Origin of the sequence: Candidatus Chlorohelix allophototropha (genome assembly GCF_030389965.1) — a bacterium.
GTDB classification, from domain to species: domain Bacteria; phylum Chloroflexota; class Chloroflexia; order Chloroheliales; family Chloroheliaceae; genus Chlorohelix; species Chlorohelix allophototropha.
Genome location: NZ_CP128399.1, coordinates 1,105,241 through 1,124,016 on the forward strand (window position 1 = coordinate 1,105,241; position 18,776 = coordinate 1,124,016).

Below are 18,776 nucleotides of genomic sequence, written 5' to 3' on the forward strand. Positions count from 1 at the left end.
CACTCCCCTACTTTATTACCAGCGTTTGGAAACCGTCTTGCGGATTGCGCTAACCAATTGCTCACCACTGGGCATCGCTGCCAATTCCATCGGCTTGGAATAGGGCAACGGCACTTCCGCCGCCGCAACGCGCAACACCGGAGCATCTAGATAGTCAAAAGCCTCTTCCTGAATAGCCGCCGCAATTTCAGCCCCGATACCGTAGGAACGCCAATCGTGTTCAAAAATAACCGCTCGATTGGTCTTCCTAACCGATTGTAAGATAGTTGGCATATCCAGCGGACGCAACGAGCGCAAATCCACCACCTCGCAACTGATACCCTCATGCTGCAGCTGTTCTGCAACTTCCAACGCCGTATGCACCATCCGCGAGTAAGTGATTAGCGTAACGTCCGTGCCATTGCGTTTGATATCGGCAACCCCAATTGGGATGGTGTAATCATTATCAAAATCCTCGTCCGGCACTTCACCCTTGACATCGTAAACCCCCAAGTTTTCAAGGAAAAGCACCGGGTCATCATCACGGATAGCAGAACGCAACAAACCACGCGCATCATAAGGAGTGGCAGGCGCAACCACTTTTAAGCCGGGAATATGAGAAAAAAAGACCTCAAGGTTTTGCGAATGGGTCGCGGCAAGTTGCTGCCCGCCCCCACCCGGAGTGCGAATTACCATCGGTACAGGCGTTTGCCCACCGAACATGTAATATATTTTGGCGGCATGATTCAAGATCATATCGAGCGCAACAATCGAAAAATTGATGGTCATAAGCTCAACTACCGGGCGCAAACCTAACATAGCCGCCCCTACTGCCGCGCCAACAAAGCCTTCTTCTGCAATGGGTGTATCTTTAACGCGCTTCGCCCCGAATTGTTCTAGCAGCCCTTTAGTAACTTTATAAGAGCCTTCAAAAACGCCGATTTCCTCGCCCATCAAGAAAACCCGCTCATCCCGCGTCATTTCCTGCGCCAGTGTATCATGCAAAACCTGACGATAAGTTAAGGTTGTCACTTCTTTTCCTTTGTTACTCTATTCCAATTACACCTTAAAAGAGTGTATGTTTTCTGCCTAGTAAGTTTTTACTTCCAAAACTGCATTTGGCACTGAAGTCGCATACATAAATTGGAATAAGTCTTCAGGTTTGGGAAAGGCGCTCTTCTCGGCAAATTCCACCGCGCTTTCTACTTCCCGTTCAATCTCGGCTTCAGTTGTTTCGATCATTTCAGGTGTAAGAATTCCCTCAGCAATAAGCTGCTCTTCATAAGCCTGAATCGGGTCATGCTCGGCATAGTAACGTTTTTCTTCGTTGGTACGGTAACGGTCGGGGTCAACCACCGAATGACCCTTCATTCTAAAACTCATCAGTTCAATCAAGCTCGGTTCTTTATCTTCACGGGCAAGCCGAACCGCCCGTTGCATTGCATCACGGACTGCCAGCACATCGTTACCATCTACTCTTTCGGCGTACATATCATAAGCGCGTGCGCGGCGGTACAATTCGGGAACGGCAGATGATTTTTCAACGGGCGTGCCCATACCATACAAGTTGTTGATTACCAAGAAAATCACGGGTAAGTTCCAGAGCTTGGCAAGGTTCAGCGACTCGTGAAATGCGCCGATTGCGGTTGCGCCATCACCCATCTGGGCAATTACCACTCCATCTTCGCCCTTGTAGGTAAGCGCAAAGCCTGCTCCGGTAGCCAGCGGTAATTGACCGCCCACGATGCCATAACCACCCATAAAGTGAAGGTTGTTGTCGAACAGATGCATAGAACCGCCGCGCCCTTTGCTACAGCCATCCTCTTTACCGAAAAGTTCCGCCATTATCGCGCCCGGAGCCATCCCCCGCGCCAGTGCGTAACCATGTTCACGATAGTTGGTGTAAATATAATCACGAGAGTCGAGGGTTGACAAAGCCCCCACAATTGAGGCTTCTTCGCCAAGGTTCAAGTGGCAATACCCACCTATTTTGGCTTTCTTATACATTTCGGCAGTTTTTTCTTCAAACCGCCTAATCATAAGCATTTGCCGAAAATAGCTGAGCAACTCAGCGCGGGAGGCGCGTGCTTCCATATTGCCACGCACTGCCGCTTTTACCTCTTCTGTCTTACCATCAACTCCGCTACTCATATTTTTACCTCTTTTTTATGCGTTGAGGGGTAAACCCTCTACCGCCAAGCCAGCCTCTGCCAGTACCTCAGACAGAGTTGGATGCGGGTGTACTGCCCTATGTAATTCTTCAACTGTGCCTTCTAGCAAGCGCAGAAGGCTAAATTCTGCAATTAACTCGGTCACTTCAGGTCCGATTAGATGCGCCCCAAGAATTTCTCCGGTTTTGGCATCCGTAATTATTTTGGCGAACCCGACCGCTTCCCCAAGCGCTTGCGCTTTTCCATTTGGCTGGAAACCGAACTTTCCACTTTTAACCTCGTAGCCCCGCTCTTTAGCCTGTGCCTCATTCAAACCGATTGAGGCAATCTGGGGAGAAGTATAGGTGCAGCGTGGCATGCTCAGGTAATCCAATTCTACCGTTTCATGTCCCGCGATGTTTTCCGCCGCCACTACACCCATCGCCGAAGCGACATGCGCCAACGCCAGTTTCCCGGTAACATCCCCGATAGCGTAGATGCCGGGTACATTGGTTTGCATCTTTTCATCGACCTGAATAAAACCGCGCTCTACCTTCACTCCAAGTTCTTCTAGCCCTAGCCCATCGCTACTGGGCGAAAAGCCAAGCCCGATTACCACCAGTTCAGCCTCAAGCACCTGCTGCTTGCCACCTTCTACCGCTTCGGCTGTTACCTTAACCAGCCCGTTTTCTTTCACCACCGAAGCCACCTTCTGCCCGGTCATCACCTTGATGCCCTTTTTCTTGAACTCACGGGCAAGAGTGCTGCTTATTTCTTCATCTTCCAGTGGTACCACCCGCGAGAGCATTTCCACCACCGTTACATCAGTGCCGTAAGCGTTAAAGACAGTAGCAAACTCAACCCCGATTGGTCCCGCGCCGAGAATGATTACCGATTTCGGTTGTTTCTTGATATTCCAAAGCTCTTTCGAGGTAATGATGCTTTCTCCGTCAATAAGGGAAGGGTTCATACCGGGTAGCAATTTGACCCGTGAACCAGTAGCAATAATGATGTGCTTTGCCTTTAGTTGCTGCTCGCTGCCATCGGGCGCAATTACCCCCACTGTGTTTTTATCAATGAGTCTGCCAGTTCCGCGCACAACCTCAACTTTGTTCTTGCGCATCAGGAAAGCAACCCCTTTAACCTGACGCTCGATGATACCACGCGCCCGCTCTAATCCTGCGGTAAAATCAGCCTCAACAGTACCGTTTATTTTTATTCCGTAATCTTTTGCGTGGTTGATAGTATTAAGGACTTCTGCATTTCGGAGAATGGTTTTAGAGGGGATACAACCCCAATTAAGGCATATTCCGCCCAAGCCTTCTTCGCGTTCTACCACCGCCGCTTTTAGCCCAAGTTGCGAGGCGCGAATGGCAGCAATATAACCGCCCGGACCACTTCCAATCAATACTACATCATAATCAGTGTTTTGCTCTGCCATTTGAAAGTAAGCTCCTGAATAAATAACCGTCTTAGAGAAACACATATTAAAGGTAGAGCCTAATAGCTCACAGCCTTACAATATATTATACCCTGAAAGAAACTTTCTCTACCCTATCGCGGCTTTTTATTCGTCTTGTGTTACGAAACGATACTGCGTAAATAATTTTCTTCTAAGACCATACCATAGATGGTGGTATTGTGCCATACGATAACGATGATGTCTATTATCGTTAGTAGCGATATATAGCTATGTTCAGGTTCAAAATGAGAAAATTTGGTAAACAAAAGCGGAGTTTATTCCAGAGTTGAGTTCAAATCACCCGGATATAAAAGATTTTTAATCAGCTTTGAAAAACAATTGAAGTTAACTATAGGATAGGTCTTGCTGCTCCCGGCTAAATTTTGTTGCAATTCTATTTTTGCTTCTGCTAAAACTCTAACAAAGGTCTAATACGCAACCCCTAACTCTAAGCTAGGTATTGCGTATATGAGATTATAAAGCACATATTAAGTGGAATAAAACGTTTTATGTAAAGTAAGCTTTTCATGGTCTCTTATATAGAAATAGGATGGTATAAAAAATGGGTAAAGGCATCAAGATAATGAAAATCGGTGGCATCCGAATAGAAGTGGATGTTAGCTGGTTTTTTCTTTTAGGATTTTTCGTATTAATTATTGCGGATTCTTCGGTATTACAGGAGTCGAATTTAAACGGCGGGCTAATCTTTTTGACCGCATTGGCAATTACCCTCATATTCTTTGCCGGGTTGCTGCTACACGAGCTGGCGCATACGTGGGTCGCCCGCTTACGAGGTTTAGAAGTTGATAATATCAGGCTCTTTTTCCTCGGTGGAGTTAGCAATATTAAAAGTGAACCGCGTACTCCTTTTGAAGAATTTATTATCACTATAGTTGGACCGTTGACCAGCGCGTTATTGGGCGGTTTATTCTTGCTAGTTAATCTTGCAGTGGGAGCCCAAGCCGGAGTATTTTATTGGGCTACAGGTTATCTGGCATTTATCAACCTGATAATTGCAGCTTTTAATATGATTCCTGCCTTCCCGCTCGATGGTGGGCACGTCCTCAAATCGGTAATCTGGGCAATTACCAAAGACAATTTCAAAGCTATGCGTAGCGCAAGCCTGGTTGGACAGGGTTTTGGTTTCATCTCTTTAGCCGGAGGCGTATTCATAGCATTGAACGGCGACATTTTTGATGGAATCTTACTGGCATTTTTCGGTTGGTATCTGATAAGCGCGGCGAGGCGGAGCTATTTACAGGCATTAGGCGAAAAATATCTGAAAAATGTAGCAGTTGAGCAAGTAATGTCCCGACCTTTCGCGGTTATTCAGCCCGAAGCTCCCATAAATCAATTGGTATTTGAATTTTTTATGAGGGGCTTTAAAGTTGTGCCGGTTGTGGAAAACGGTTATTTGTTGGGTTTGGTAACTAACAATGAAATTAGCAAAATCCCTAAAGCAGATTGGGTAAATCGGCGGGTAATGGATGTGATGAAGCGACGCGGTTCTCTTGAAGTGGCACAATTGGAAGATAATCTTGAAGAAACCATCAAGAAATTGTTATTAAACGGGCAACCCGCTATGCCTGTGCTAAACGCAGAACGGCTTTTTGTGGGCTTATTAAACCCCGAAGATGTAGGACGCTATTTGCGAATGCGAATACAATATGGCGATAAGTTGCCGACAAGCCAACCGGGTGGGTGGAATTACCCGCAACCGCCCCAGAATAATCAGCCTCAAAATCCATATAGCGGCTATTTGAATGAGCATGGTCCACAAGGCTAATTTTCTTGATTAAAGTCAAAGTCTCCGCTTCCTATCACAAGGGGCGGAGACTTTTGATTTTACTGAGAAGCTTTACTGTTGATAGCCTAACCCGATGCTTGGGGTTTCGAGTCAGGCTATTTTGGAGTGTTACCATCCCCCCATCGTCATTACGACTAAGGGGTAGGGGTAGCAGGCTTCAGAGTAGTATTGATCGTGGTTACGTACTTAACCACATCTTCAAGCTCTTGAGGAGTCAGGTTCGGGCCAAACGGAGGCATTAATGTCCATGTAGGACTGCCGTTGTACACAAAGCTGCGTACATAGTTTGGATTCCAAGTATTTGCACCCAGCGAGTGGTTAGGTTGATTCTTGGGACCGAGAGTGCGACCACCACTAGCATGGCAACGCTGGCAAGAGTTCCTAAAAATGACATCCCCTCTGATAGCGCTACCAACGATAGGATTACCGTCAGCGCCGTTTGGCGGAGTCGGCGCAGGGCGGGTAGGTGCAGCGGTTGGAGTAGCTAAGATAGTTGGCAGCGCTGTCGGTGTTGGAGCAGTATATCCGGCAGGTGCGTACTGGAGAGATACCACATACGCTACAAGGTCTTCAAGCTCGTTGTCGCGAATAAGATCCGGGGTCCAAGTGGGCATATCAATACCCGGAGTTATCGTGCCTTTCTTACCACTGCGAATGATTTGGCGGACAAACGAAGGATCTTTCCGATCAACATCTTGTTCAGCAAGGTTAGGTTGCCCATAAGTGCCGGTTTCGGTTCCGCCTTTAGCGTGGCAAACTTGGCAAGTTCTTCTGAAAATTTGGGAACCTCTCGTAATATCTCCCGGTGCCGCAACAGGTGTAACAGTAGGCTGCCAAATAACGTCAGTAGTCTCAGCAGCGGTATCGGTAGTTGCGCCGGCTGCGGGCGTAGTAGCGGCTCCAGCAGCGGGTGTAGTCGCAGCGTGTGTAGCAGCAGCGGTGGTAGTAGCCGCAACTTGTGCGGCAGTGGTAGAAGCAGCCTGCGCAGCAGTGGTAGCAGCAGCTGTAGTTGCTGCCTTTGGAGCTTCTCTGACTTCCGGTGTAGCAGTAGTCTTAACGGTGCCGTTATCGCCACAAGCAACCAGAACGAGTACAACAAGTGGCAACACCCAAGATAGGCGCAGTAGCTTTCCCTTCAAATGCATAGTAATTCTTACCCTTTCTTAAAACCCAAATCAGCAACGAAATATCTAAATAAACCATATACTAGGGAAAGTAGAAGAGAGAGTTTTTTGAGCAGCAAAAAAACTATTTGAGGTTCAAAAGTAGCACGCTTTTTCTTATCACTCAAACTGTACATACTGGCAACAAGATCAACCAGATTTAGTACACTACTCTCCTAAGGGTGTCCATGCAAAGCTGAATACTGAATTATGTTGCAACACTATACTACAGCATTAAAAAAATTCTTTCAGCATAAACAAAGACCAAACCCGTTTTTATATGGTGTATATTGCGTATTATTTATGATTTACCAAAAGGTTTTAGAAAGAGTAAGGAAGGTCTTTAATTACAGCAGCTTAGCGCTTTCTATAACTAAAGACTTTTGTAAAGGGGATAAAATCAACTATAACCTTTACAACGAGCTTACTTCTACCCTTCACAAATTAGAAAAATTGTGATAGACAAGAAAATAGATTTTTGTTTTCTCTGGGATTTTCCTAATTTATCTCTAACATTTTAACGTGTTTCTAATGTATTCTCTTTTTGACAAGATGTCTAATATAATTTAGGCGATATTTATATAGGTAAGCATGTATGTTTCGTGATTTCGAAATAATGACGGAATGGTGGTAAAGTAACAAATCTAATTTCTGAAAAAAACTCAAAGCTTCTGCCCCCCCTTGTAATAGAAAGCAGAGACTTTGAGTTTTAGCGAGAAGATTTACTGTAGATAGCCTTGACCCGTTGAGTTGGTCAGCGGGTCAGGCTATCTTGGGACGTTACCTAACTACACACCACTGTTACGGTGTAGCTATAGGAGTAGTCGGCTTCTGGGTAGTATTGATGGTGGTTATGTATTTAACCAGATCTTCCAACTCTTGAGGAGTCAGGTTCGGGCCAAACTTAGGCATTAAAGTCGGAGTCGGGCTGCCGTTGTAGATGAAGCTCCGTACAAAGTCGGGATTCCAGGTGTTGCCATTGGTAGAAAGGTTGGGCTGATTAGCATCACCGCGGGTGCGTCCGCCGTTAGCATGGCAGCGTTGGCAAGTGTTTCTGAAAATAACTTCACCTCTAGAAGCGCTGCTCGAGATGACCTTACCGTCAGAGCCGTTTGGCGGAGTCGGCGCAGGGCGAGTCGGAGCGACAGTATTAGCTGGCACTACCACAGTTGGCATCGGGGTCGGGGTCGGGGCAGCATAGCCTGCGGTCTTGATAGAGCCAATATAGGCAACAATATCCTCTAACTCAGCGTCACGAATATTGACGGAGTTAAACGAAGGCATATCGATACCCGGAGTAATAACACCTTTGCGACCATCGCGAACGGTCTGGCGGATAAAGGCAGGGTCATTAGTCTTGGTACTGGCAGCAAGGTTGGGCTGTCCATCCGCGCCGGTGGCAGTACCACCATTGGAATGGCAAACTTGGCAAGTTCTTCTGAAAATCTGGGAACCGTTGGTAGCATTACCAGCGGCAGCCGCAGTAGTTGCAGCCGCAGTGGTTGCAGCGGAGGTCGTAGCAGCTTGTGCCGCAGTGGTTGCAGCAGCTTGTGCCGCAGTGGTAGCGGCTGCCTGTGCCGCGGTAGTTGCAGCAGCAGCTGTAGTTACTGCAGGAGCATTTCTGGCTTCCGGTGTTGCAGTGGTCTTAGAACTGCCGTTATCGCCACAAGCAACAAGCACGAACGCAACAAGCAACAACAGCCATGAAAAGCGGAGCAGCTTTCCTTTTTTCGAAACCATTAGTGATTTTCCCTTTCCTAAACGCTTAGCAGAAAAAACAATTTACTACCATATAAATACTTCGATCGAAATGAAAGAGACCGGGCATTTTTGAGCGGTGAGAAAACTATTTGTTGTTCAAGGCAGCGTACTTTTTCATCTCACTCAAACTTGTAACTGTTTGGCACAATGCCAGTCAAATGTAATGCTCGTCTCATCTTCGAATGTCAATATAAAGCTAAATGTCGAACTATTTGGCAACGGTATGCAACAACATCAGAAAAACTTTCAGCTAATACAAAGACACACCTAGTTCTTACTAGATTTGTAAAACTCGATAATTTATATGGTACTAAAGGGGAATTCAAAAAAGGAAAATCTCCAACTACAATAGCCTGTCACTCTGTACAATAAAGCTTGTTTGCAAAAGGGTTAATCCTATAAGGATTCCTTCTACAATAAGCTTGGACTATTCATAATATAAGTTGCAGGGTTGAGTATACAGCATTTTGCATGCCTGTAATGTAGCTAATTTTTCCTATAATGTCCAATATATTTTTATTATGGTTTGCATAGGTATTTCTATATGATTGATATAAGAAAAGGTGTAAATAAGGTTGATAAATGTGAACAAATATTTAGTTATATTTATCACATTTATGTTTAATGCAATATTGTACAATGCTTGTAGAAATAGTTAGCTATAGCTAAGCTGTAAAGGAACAGCCACCAGTAGAACATTAATAACAGATTAATTACAACATATTGATATATTGTTCTTGGGAACACAATATATTGTGCGTAGCATTAAATTTTAGGGTTGTGCAAAATCTGAAAAAGCGCTCATATAGATGAAATCATAAGAATGTGGCACTATATATAGGATTTTATAATTACATTTTACAATATGCGGGGTATTGTATTTGTAATTCCTCGCTCGATTCCGCAAGCAATATGTAGTTATGACTTACGAGCTTATAACTAATTCAGCTCTGCCAACACAACCCGGCTCATAATCAAAAGGATAAGGCTTATTCCGGTGGCGAGAGATAGAGGAGTATAAGCTAAGCCAATGAGGGCGAAGCAGCTTTTAGTCGATTTTCAGGGTTGTGCAGTTGTAGGTTTTTCGATGAATGTTGATGATAACCTTGTAATACTGGAGTGTGAGGTCCTGACTAATTTTAGCGGTAGGTAGAAAGTTTTACCTTCTAATTAAGAAGGTTATAAAAGGTTTGGGTCGTTCTAAAATGTATCGGTTTTGGGAGATTTTAAAGGGTGGGGTTTTCAGGTGGTTTCCTATGAAAAAAAGTTACAGCCCGTCGGTTAAAAACGGGCTGTATTTTCTATAGCTATAATTTAGCTATTGATGGGAATACGATCGCTTAGTAGCGACCGCCTCCACCACGGTTGCCGTAACCACCGCTGCTACGCTGAGGACGTTCAGTTTGTGGTCTGGCTTCATTAACGGTGATGTTGCGACCTTCAAAATCAGTCCCATTGAACATCGAAATAGCGCGGGCGGCTCCTTCCGCGTCGCTCATTTCCACAAAGCCAAAACCCTTGGCGCGTCCGGTCTCGCGATCGATGATAATCCGCACCGAGTCAATAGCGCCAGCTTGGGCAAATAAATTTTCCAGACTACCTTCGGTGGTATTATACGAAAGACCGCCAACGTAAAGTTTGTTACTCAATTTCAAGTTCCTCTTCATCTTAAAAGCTTAAATACAGAAAGTTAGCGCAAAGTTTCATAATTAGCATATTCTTGCCCGGAAATAACCTATTTTTGGTTAGGTTATTTAACGAAGTAAGTAGAGCTACCTGAACGAGAAAGCATAAAGCACAAAAGAGGAAATCAAAACAAGCAAATCTTACGAGAAGCTCTTATCGAAAAAACTCTAAGGGGCACATTGCCGATATCAAACAGGTTTTATTCACCTTGCATAAATAGTATAGCACACTTTTTAACTTTTGGTTCACTTATTTTGTTAAAGTGTTAATTAAAATTATTGGTGTGATTTTTTAGATGGAAAAAGAGAGAAATAAACTAGGAAATAGGCAGGCTTGATATACCTTCAAAGATTTGGGTAAAAATAAAGCGTCAAAATCAAACCAAGAAGGTCTCTAGTAGTTTGAGAGTAGGGTTGTTGTACTCTTTTTAACATGGCTTATGAGCCTTATACAGCCATAGGCTATGTTATAATCTCTTCTGATTATTAGCTACCGGAAACCCGCTTATTAAGGAATAGGAAATTTACCTATGCGATGTATCAAAGCAAGCTTTTCCGAGTCGCGTGTTCCTTTTGTATTGCTGTTTACGCTGGTATTCAGCTTTATTCTTGCGGCATGCGGCGAAACCACCCCCACTGCTCTTCCGCTGCCTGATCCAAAAGTGCTAGCAAAACAAGCTGCCGATAAACTTTATGGCGTTAATTTTGTGCATTTCTTGGTGGACATTAAGCAAGGAGAAGTGCCGATAGTAACCGGAATTTCATTTCGAAGAGCTGAGGGTGATTATGTCAAGCCTGATAGCTATAAAGCGACTTTGCGCGTGAGTGTAGTGCTTGGACAAGTAGAAGCCACCACCATTGCGTTGGGTAACGAACAATGGATTCTGGTTAAGGGGTTAAACGATAAGTGGCAACCCTTACCCGCCGGAGTGGGCTTCAAAGCAGCCGAGCTTTTCGATTCACAGCGTGGTCTAGGCGCAATTGTGCAAAAAGCTCAAAACCTTGCAATAACCGGAACTGAAACTATCGACGGTGCGGAAAGCTGGAAACTCAGCGGCACTATTCAGGGTAAAGAATTAGAAACCTTTACTGCCGGTACTCTCAATAACAGCGATGTGAATTTCGACATCTGGGTGTCCAAGAGCGATACGCTGCTAAGACAGGCTATTTTAAAAGAAGTTACGCAAGACCCTGCCAAAGGCGTGACGTGGCAAATGAACTTCAGCAAGTTTAATGAAACTGTGACCGTCCAAAGACCACCGGGAGTATAAAGCCTGATGATCAAAGATACGGCGCAACCTGAGCAATCAAAGCCAGCCGAACAGAATAAAAGCGGGTCACCTTGGTTTGTATTAGGAATACTTTCGATTGGGGTAATTCTTGCTGCCCTCGACCTGACGGTGGTAGTGGCAATCCTGACTAGTATTATGGATAGTCTGGATGTCACAATTGATAATATTGATCAGGGAGCGTGGATAGTTAGCGCCTATTTGCTGGCTTACACCGTTACTATGCCCTTTATGGGGCGGGTCTCGGATGTTTTTGGACGACGGGAAGTATTTCTAGGTGCGCTGTTAGTATTTGTGGCTGGCTCGGTAGTGGGTGCGCTCGCTACCTCCCTTCCGATTATGATTGCCGCACGCTCCTTGCAAGCGCTCGGCGGCGGGGCAATGGTGCCGGTTTCGATGGCAGTGGTAGGAGACCTTTTTCCATCTAATAAGCGTGGCATGGCGCTGGGAATAATCGGGGCAGCAGATACGGCGGGATGGGTGCTTGGTCCGTTATACGGTTCACTGATGCTCCGCTATTTTAATTGGCATTCAATTTTCTGGATCAATGTACCGTTAGGTTTGATTTCCGCCGCCATTATTTATTTCATGCTCAAACCCGCTCTAAAAACCAGTCGTACTAGCTCGATTAATTTTGGCAAACTCTGGAAGAATATTGATATACCGGGTTTTCTGCTGCTAGCAGTGTCGCTTACTTGCCTTTCTCTAGCGCTTGGCGGCAAGGATACGGCAGCCTTGAGTGGCGCTTCACTTGAAGAAATCACCAAAAACCCCCTGAAAGAATACCAGATACCTCTGCTAATCGGCGCGGCAGTAGCATTGATACTCTTTGTCCTTACCGAACTGAGAATAGATAAACCGCTAATAAACATACGCACTTTTTTGCGCGTACCCTATTCAGCCGCGAACCTTGCCAATTTGTTTATCGGGGGGGCGTTGGTTGCGGCGCTGGTAGGGATTGCGCTATTTGTTAACTCGACCGACCGCAGCAACAGCGCAATTGACATATCATTCCATAGCGCCTTGGCGCTTGCTCCGTTGACGCTGGGAATGGCGCTGGGAGCGGTTCTTGGCGGTTGGCTTAGTGACAGATTGGGTTATCGACTTGCTACAATTTTTGGTTTAGTGCTGGTTTCGGGTGGCTTTTTGCTGATGAATCGTTGGGATACTCACTGGCAACCACCGAACGACTTGTGGAATATGTTGCCCGGCGCAAGTGTGGCGGGTTTGGGTTTTGGTTTCGTGATTGCCCCGGTGGGCAGTGCGGTCATAGACTGGGCAGAACGCGAAGAAATAGGGGTTGCCGCCGCACTGGTACTCATTTTGCGGTTGGTGGGCATGACTCTTGGCACTTCTTTCCTAACCACATGGACTCTCAATCGCTATAACGACTTGAAGCCAAAGAACATAGATATTACAAAAATTGACGCGCAAGCTTTGAGCCTTCCGTTGGCACAAGCTGTTACCGAGGTCTTTTTAGGGGCGGCAGCGTTGGCAGCGTTAGCAATTTTTCCTGCATTACTACTGTCTCAGCGCAAGCTTAGTTCTCAGGAAGAACAAGACAGGCACGAAATCAGCCATTTACTTTAAACAAAACCTATACACAACCTTTCACAGAAATAATCCCTAAAACTTGCCAATCCGGTTTATTATGTAGGTGGTTATTTGTAAATAAAAAACTTGGATATGCGCATATTAGAAATTGTTTATTGAAAGAAGGGTATATAAATGGCTTTACAAGTAGGTAACACTGCCCCTGATTTTACAGTTAAAGATCACAAGGGGAATATCGTAAAACTTTCCGCGTTCAAGGGGGTCAGCCCGGTAGTGTTGATATTCTACCCCGGCGATGAAACCCCCGGTTGCACTATTCAGCTTTGCAGCGCTCGTGACGATTACGATAAGTATCGCGAAGCAGGAGTAGAAGTGTTCGGGGTGAATCAGGCTGATCAAGAGAAGCATACCCGCTTTGTGGCGAAACACAAATTAAAAACCCCACTGTTGGTTGATCGCAATTATGCGATATCCGAGAAATATGATGCCTTGATGAAATTAGGACCAATGCGCCTGATTAATCGCACCGTAGTTGGCATTGATACAGAGGGTAAAATCGTTTTCTACAAACGTGGGATGCCTTCCACCGCTGAAATCCTTTCAAGCTTTAAAGTAGTAAAGGCGCAATAGGCTTATTCCTGTCGACCATTTAGAAGTTTGTATTAGCCGATAAGGGGTTTTAAACCCCTTATTTCTATTTTAAGCTACTCTTTCTTGGATAATAATGTTCGATTATTTTAATGAACGCTTAATCTTTGCAAAAATTTGATAATTGGCAACACTTTTTTTAGATATTTTTTACAATCGAGTAGTATAGTGTCTGTAGAGGAATTAATCTCCAAAAGTAATCCTCTTGTCCAATAATCCCGCACAAGCTTAGCACAATCCGCCCTTATCCCTTAGGGCGGTTTTTATTTGCCGATTTTCAATAATCCTCATTTTTCTTCGTTCCTTTCTTTTTCTCCAATTCTGTACTACAGCAAAAATAAATAATCATATTCCAACGAGAAAATTCATATGTATAATAAAAGCAGACGTAACAAGTTTGACTATAATTCATCGCCGCTTAATATTGAAGCTATAGTACGGCAAATATTTTCCCAATTGTAAAAACAAATGAAGCAATGGTTTCCAGAATTACTGCTTACTATCACCATAATAATTATGGTGGTTTTAACCTTAACGGTGAAATTATACTCGGTACACCTACTTGCGCCGCCCCGAACTCACCTTGCGGCGACAGGTTGCGACCAAGCGCCCACTAACCCGCCCTCAGCCCGAGCCCTATTTCTAGAACGCTACGCCGAAGATTGGGGAGTTTATTGTGAGAATAGCCCAATCTCACCCTATAACCCACCTATTTGGCAAAAACTGTATTCAAGTTATGGCGGAGGTTCGCTGGAATGTGCGCTGGCATCAGGAAGTGCAGCCTATTCCAATGTTTACTGTTATCACGATATGAACTCGAAGCCCAATGCCAAAAGCTTTATTCTGAGCTTCTCTTTCTGGATACCTGCCACCACCTGCAATAATCAGGGAGGCGAATCAATTATACAGGCGCTGGAATTTACCTTTAACAAATATTACCAATCAAAAAGATACGAGTTCGCGCTACAGTATCAGAATGTGTGGGATGGCTACGGGGTAAACGATGAACCATCGTGGCATTACTGGATACCGACCGCAGATGGAATATCAGGTAGTTGGACAAATCTACCTAACCCAATCCACCAGTGCCTTCAGGGTAATAGTTGGCATACATTCTTATTCGAGGGAGAGATAAATAGCAGCGATCAGGTGGTATATAAAAATTTTACGCTGGATGGAATTGCAAACGATCTGACAACAATTGCCCCGCAAACTGCACCCGCTTCCACCTTTGGAGAGAAACTAACTATTAGCGTGCAGCTTGACAGCAATTCACATGGAGACCCTTACAAATTACTCCTCAACAAAATCAATTTTATAGCAGCAACAAAAAGATGGGAGGTTGCCACCCAAGCAGATGATGGTACGGGGGGTACAAGCGGCGCCTTCTCATGGGCAATCAAAAACGCGGGAATAGACGAGGCAATTACTTTCCAGCCGAGTGTAACAAAAATTAATTTTACCGGGTCGCTGAATTATCATAATTTACAAGTGGGTGCGTTGATTTATGGTAGGTGTAGCGCTAAGGCGGAGATTACCATTGATGGCGCGGGCACAGGCGCAAACTCCAAAGGATTAGTGCTGAATGGAAATAATCTGCTTTATGGCGTTAAAGTCGCCAAGTTCAGTCTCCAACAATTGAGCATACCACTCGCCAGCGGCAATAACCAACTTACCTGTGTATCTACCAGCAAACTATAAATTTTGCCAGATTTGTAGCCACTCTCATTAAAATTGTCACAACTATATGACTACTTGAATTGCTTTACATAAAAGCCGTATAATTCAATGTAGGTTACCGTGATTGAACAGACCTGAAGCAGATGCCAATATTTACGAAACACCCTGAAAGAAGCATAGTTCTGATTGAAGTGGAGACAAGCGAGCCGCGTTCATCATGGTGGCGTGCCCATTGGCTGAAATTGGCTTTGAGCGGCGCAGCGCTGATACTGCTTACGGTTGTCGCAGTAATGTGGTTGCGTAATTCGTTAACCGCCGTTGAAACTGAGCTTGATCGCAGTCGCAATCTTTATTACGCCGGACATTATACCGAAGCGGTGCGCCGACTGCGTGAGTATGTCGTTACCAACCCTACGGACTATGAAAGCCGTCTCTTGCTGGCACAAGGTTTGCTACAATTGCAACAGCCGCAACCTGCCGCCGGATATTTGCGCAATGTGCTGGCAACCCACCCTGATGACCCTGCCGCTACCTATTGGCTAGGACGCGCCCTTTCCGAAGACGGTAAGTATGAGCAAGCCGAACAAACGCTGACCTCTGCCACTAACAACGAATATCGAGCGCGTATTTTGCTAGCGTTGGGGGAAAACTACTACCGACAAAGCCGCTTTCAGGAAGCACGTAGCACCATTAACGAAGCCATGAAGTTGGGTAGCACCCTTGATACCCCTGAAGCGTATCGCGCCAACTATCTTTATGCCTTGCTGCTACTAAGTGACCTGCGCTTTGATGATGCCCGCGCTCAATTCAAACGCACCGCTTCGATATTTCCCGATGGTAAATGGCAAAATAACGCGCCGTTGGCGTGGAATATCTCTAAATACAACGAGCGAATCCGACAGATTACAGCCGCCCTTCCGGCAGACGCAAGCCAAGAAGCCGAAGCGGCGCGGCGCACCAAAGCTGGTTACGCTTTGCTGAGCGGTGAGGAATTTGGACTGGCGGAAGAACAGCTAGTGCGCGTGTTGCAGCTAACGCCAAATTTTATAGATGCACAGGCTTATCTTGCCTCTATTTACTGGCGTACGGGCAGGGTTTTGCAAGCACAGGATACGCTTTATTCGGTGCTGCAAGCCGACCCTACCAACCGCTTTGCTCGTCAAATTTTTGTGCAATTGCTGGTAGATCAGTTGCAACATGCCCAACCTGCCGTTAATTCTACCGAACAGGTCAATAAAGCGCGGGATTTTGCGCAAGGATTAATTCAGGCTTTATTGAAAGAACGCCCTGATGACCCGCTCTTACAGGTGGATTTAGCCCGTTTCTATATGGTGCAAGGACAGTACAGCAAAACGGAAGAAGCCTATATCAAGGCGCTGGAATTGAACGATAAAAGCCCTGCGCCCGGCTTGAACGTGGAAGCATTACTGCTGCAACTCTATACTGAAATAGGGGTTGACCCTTGCGGTAGAGGGGGCATGTTTGCAGAGCGCGTGGTGCAAGATTTCCCGCAAGACCCCGATAGCTGGTATTTTGCCGGGCTTTCTAACGTGCTATGTAACAAATACAACCTTGCCATCACCCAGTTTCAGAGAGCTTTGGAATTAAAACCCAACTGGCCTATTGCTACCTACCGCCTGGGAATTGCTTTCTTCGAGCGAGGCGATAAAGAGCAAGCTACCCGCTATTTTGATATGGCTAATGACCTCGAACCTAGTAGCCGTTGGATGCGCCCCAACTAGCCTAAGCATAGTTGACTCTTTAAGTTAAGTTTTCACGAATGTTCCGCGAATTAGCTCTACTTATTCACATTTCACAGATAGGCTTTGTTATAATCTGTTTGGTCAAGTAAGATAATAATAAGGTGAGAACATTGGCATTACCAAGCATTGGGGCAAAAGCTCCCGATTTTCAATTACCTACTCCGGATGGCTCATTAATACGCCTTTCAGATTACCAACAACCGCAGCTAATATGCTTTATGCGGCACTTGGCTTGAATGCCTTGAGCGGAACATCTGGTGCAGTTGCATCAGCCTAATTTTATACAGCAATTGGCTAACCTGAAGGCACGCTTACTGGTGATTTCTTTCGCCCCACCTGAGCATTTCCACAAATGGCTGGATTATTGGAAACAGATTCACCTTGCCCCCGAACTTGCAGGGAAAAAAACGCCTGAAAGCAACCAACTGTTACAGCAAACTGTCTTTCTCAGTGACCCACAACGAGAGGTATATCGCGCTTACAAACTAGGCAAATACTCAATGTTGACAGTGTATGGTCCTTCTGTGCTGGCGAAATATACCTTATATGCTGCACAGGGCAAGAAAATTCTCAAAACCCGTGAGGATGTATTGCAGAAGGGCGGAGATTTTGTGGTGAGCGCAGAAGGTAAAATTACCTTTGCCCATAGCGGACGCAACCAACTTGATCGACCGCACTCCCAAATTCTGCTTGATTCGCTGCTTCGCGCCTAAGTTTGGAATGGTTTGGACGGGAAATCAGTTCGGTTTACTTTGCCACACCTCCACAAACCCGGCTATAATACGCTAACTCTTATCGCTAAGCCCGTTACAATTTCTATAAGGGCGCTTTCGCCACATCAGGCTTTTATTAAGTTTTTCTGCGTGTGACACTCGGTTTCACCCGACATTATTCTTAAACCCATATACTAATGTATGGACTATTTCTTATTGCTTAACTTGCCAATCAATGATGAATGGAGGACACAAAGATGAGTGTAACTACCAAAACCGGCGAGGTTACTACCGGCGATGGCATAACTTTGCGCTATATCGAAGCGGGAGCGGGGCAACCGCTTGTGATGATTCCGGGCTGGTCACAAACAGCCGCCCAATATAGGGATCAAATCGAGGCTTTGTCGGATCGCTACCGGGTTATTAGCCTTGATATGCGCGGACATGGTGAGTCGGATAAACCCAATAGCGGCTACCGAATAGCGCGTTTTTCTCAGGATTTGCATGATGTGTTGGTAGAACTTGACCTGCAAAACGTGGTGTTGCTGGGACATTCGATGGGCTGTTCAATAATCTGGAGCTATTGGGACACCTTCGGGGCAGAGCGGATTTCAAAACTTGTGCTGATTGATCAAGTAGCCTTCGTAACCTCGAACCCGGCTTGGAGCGCGGAAGAACTGGAAGCAGCAGGCGCAATCTTTGACCATCCAACACTGGTTGGTTTATGTAATGGAATAGCCGGAGCGGAAGGAGTCGCTACCAGTACCGGCTTGGTGGGAAGCATGTTTACCGGAGCCGCCAGCGCGGAGTTGAAACAGTGGGCAGTTGATTTAAATCTGAAACTTCCGCGACAGCACGCCGCCACCTTGTTATACAATCATTGCACACAAGATTGGCGCGATGTGATTCCTCAAATTAACGTACCTAGCCTAGTTATCGGAGGAACGGTCAGTATATTTCCGGCAAAAGCTGTAGAATGGGTACACCAACAAATCCCCGGTTCGCAACTGGCAATTTTCAATGAAAGCGAAGGAGGCAGCCATTTCATGTTTATCGAAGGGGCTGCTAAACTCAACAATCTGGTTAGGGATTTCATCGGTTAATCTCTACGGTGGTTTCCAA

14 protein-coding genes are annotated in these 18,776 nt (G+C 45.5%); 8 read left to right on the forward strand and 6 right to left on the reverse strand.

The window, feature by feature from the left end:
• Positions 1 to 15 precede the first annotated feature (15 nt).
• The 3 genes from OZ401_RS04650 to lpdA are packed head-to-tail and all read right to left on the reverse strand — an operon-like array spanning position 16 to position 3,570.
• Positions 16 to 1,011, reverse strand: a complete 996-nt coding sequence (locus OZ401_RS04650) for an alpha-ketoacid dehydrogenase subunit beta (RefSeq protein ID WP_341469542.1) — start codon at positions 1,009 to 1,011, stop codon at positions 16 to 18.
• 57 nt (positions 1,012 to 1,068) lie between these two features.
• On the reverse strand, positions 1,069 to 2,130 hold the full coding sequence (gene pdhA / locus OZ401_RS04655) for a pyruvate dehydrogenase (acetyl-transferring) E1 component subunit alpha (RefSeq protein ID WP_341469543.1): 1,062 nt from the start codon (positions 2,128 to 2,130) through the stop codon (positions 1,069 to 1,071).
• Between the two features lie 15 nt (positions 2,131 to 2,145).
• Positions 2,146 to 3,570 carry a dihydrolipoyl dehydrogenase gene (gene lpdA / locus OZ401_RS04660; RefSeq protein WP_341469544.1) on the reverse strand — a complete coding sequence of 475 codons (1,425 nt, stop codon included), beginning with the start codon at positions 3,568 to 3,570 and terminating at the stop codon, positions 2,146 to 2,148.
• A gap of 583 nt (positions 3,571 to 4,153) precedes the next feature.
• Here lpdA and OZ401_RS04665 point away from each other — a divergent pair.
• Positions 4,154 to 5,377 carry a site-2 protease family protein gene (locus OZ401_RS04665; protein ID WP_341469545.1) on the forward strand — a complete coding sequence of 408 codons (1,224 nt, stop codon included), beginning with the start codon at positions 4,154 to 4,156 and terminating at the stop codon, positions 5,375 to 5,377.
• 155 nt (positions 5,378 to 5,532) lie between these two features.
• Here the strand turns inward: OZ401_RS04665 and OZ401_RS04670 are convergent, their stop codons facing one another.
• The 3 genes from OZ401_RS04670 to OZ401_RS04680 form a co-directional block, all read right to left on the reverse strand.
• Positions 5,533 to 6,543 (reverse strand): cytochrome c, encoded by a 1,011-nt coding sequence (locus OZ401_RS04670; RefSeq protein ID WP_341469546.1) that lies wholly within the window; start codon positions 6,541 to 6,543, stop codon positions 5,533 to 5,535.
• A gap of 819 nt (positions 6,544 to 7,362) precedes the next feature.
• On the reverse strand, positions 7,363 to 8,301 hold the full coding sequence (locus OZ401_RS04675; RefSeq protein ID WP_341469547.1) for a c-type cytochrome: 939 nt from the start codon (positions 8,299 to 8,301) through the stop codon (positions 7,363 to 7,365).
• 1,361 nt (positions 8,302 to 9,662) lie between these two features.
• Positions 9,663 to 9,971 (reverse strand): RNA-binding regulator, encoded by a 309-nt coding sequence (locus OZ401_RS04680; RefSeq protein ID WP_341469548.1) that lies wholly within the window; start codon positions 9,969 to 9,971, stop codon positions 9,663 to 9,665.
• Positions 9,972 to 10,537: 566 nt separating this feature from the next.
• Here OZ401_RS04680 and OZ401_RS04685 point away from each other — a divergent pair.
• The 7 genes from OZ401_RS04685 to OZ401_RS04715 all read left to right on the forward strand — a co-directional run bounded on the left by OZ401_RS04685 (position 10,538) and on the right by OZ401_RS04715 (position 18,757).
• Entirely contained in the window at positions 10,538 to 11,278 is a 741-nt protein-coding gene (locus tag OZ401_RS04685) for an LppX_LprAFG lipoprotein (RefSeq protein WP_341469549.1), read from the forward strand.
• A gap of 6 nt (positions 11,279 to 11,284) precedes the next feature.
• Positions 11,285 to 12,886: an MFS transporter gene (locus OZ401_RS04690; RefSeq protein WP_341469550.1), complete on the forward strand. Its 1,602-nt coding sequence runs from the start codon at positions 11,285 to 11,287 to the stop codon at positions 12,884 to 12,886.
• Positions 12,887 to 13,024: 138 nt separating this feature from the next.
• Entirely contained in the window at positions 13,025 to 13,480 is a 456-nt protein-coding gene (locus tag OZ401_RS04695) for a peroxiredoxin (RefSeq protein WP_341469551.1), read from the forward strand.
• A gap of 486 nt (positions 13,481 to 13,966) precedes the next feature.
• Positions 13,967 to 15,199: a hypothetical protein gene (locus OZ401_RS04700; RefSeq protein WP_341469552.1), complete on the forward strand. Its 1,233-nt coding sequence runs from the start codon at positions 13,967 to 13,969 to the stop codon at positions 15,197 to 15,199.
• 122 nt (positions 15,200 to 15,321) lie between these two features.
• A complete protein-coding gene (locus tag OZ401_RS04705; protein ID WP_341469553.1) occupies positions 15,322 to 16,920 on the forward strand; it encodes a tetratricopeptide repeat protein in 1,599 nt (532 codons plus the stop codon).
• 278 nt (positions 16,921 to 17,198) lie between these two features.
• Complete coding sequence (locus OZ401_RS04710; RefSeq protein WP_341469554.1) at positions 17,199 to 17,654, forward strand: AhpC/TSA family protein; 456 nt, start codon at positions 17,199 to 17,201, stop codon at positions 17,652 to 17,654.
• 257 nt (positions 17,655 to 17,911) lie between these two features.
• Positions 17,912 to 18,757, forward strand: coding sequence for an alpha/beta fold hydrolase (locus OZ401_RS04715; RefSeq protein ID WP_341469555.1), 846 nt, complete (start codon positions 17,912 to 17,914; stop codon positions 18,755 to 18,757).
• Positions 18,758 to 18,776: the final 19 nt, after the last annotated feature.

What these genes read in the sequence shown, in the direction of transcription:
- OZ401_RS04690 (WP_341469550.1), top strand. Translation starts at nt 11,285, where the DNA reads ATGATCAAAGATACGGCGCAACCTGAGCAATCAAAGCCAGCCGAACAG.
- OZ401_RS04685 (WP_341469549.1), top strand. Translation starts at nt 10,538, where the DNA reads ATGCGATGTATCAAAGCAAGCTTTTCCGAGTCGCGTGTTCCTTTTGTA.
- OZ401_RS04715 (WP_341469555.1), top strand. Translation starts at nt 17,912, where the DNA reads ATGAGTGTAACTACCAAAACCGGCGAGGTTACTACCGGCGATGGCATA.
- OZ401_RS04700 (WP_341469552.1), top strand. Translation starts at nt 13,967, where the DNA reads ATGAAGCAATGGTTTCCAGAATTACTGCTTACTATCACCATAATAATT.
- OZ401_RS04665 (WP_341469545.1), top strand. Translation starts at nt 4,154, where the DNA reads ATGGGTAAAGGCATCAAGATAATGAAAATCGGTGGCATCCGAATAGAA.
- OZ401_RS04695 (WP_341469551.1), top strand. Translation starts at nt 13,025, where the DNA reads ATGGCTTTACAAGTAGGTAACACTGCCCCTGATTTTACAGTTAAAGAT.
- OZ401_RS04705 (WP_341469553.1), top strand. Translation starts at nt 15,322, where the DNA reads ATGCCAATATTTACGAAACACCCTGAAAGAAGCATAGTTCTGATTGAA.
- pdhA (WP_341469543.1), bottom strand. Translation starts at nt 2,130, where the DNA reads ATGAGTAGCGGAGTTGATGGTAAGACAGAAGAGGTAAAAGCGGCAGTG.
- OZ401_RS04670 (WP_341469546.1), bottom strand. Translation starts at nt 6,543, where the DNA reads ATGCATTTGAAGGGAAAGCTACTGCGCCTATCTTGGGTGTTGCCACTT.
- OZ401_RS04675 (WP_341469547.1), bottom strand. Translation starts at nt 8,301, where the DNA reads ATGGTTTCGAAAAAAGGAAAGCTGCTCCGCTTTTCATGGCTGTTGTTG.
- lpdA (WP_341469544.1), bottom strand. Translation starts at nt 3,570, where the DNA reads ATGGCAGAGCAAAACACTGATTATGATGTAGTATTGATTGGAAGTGGT.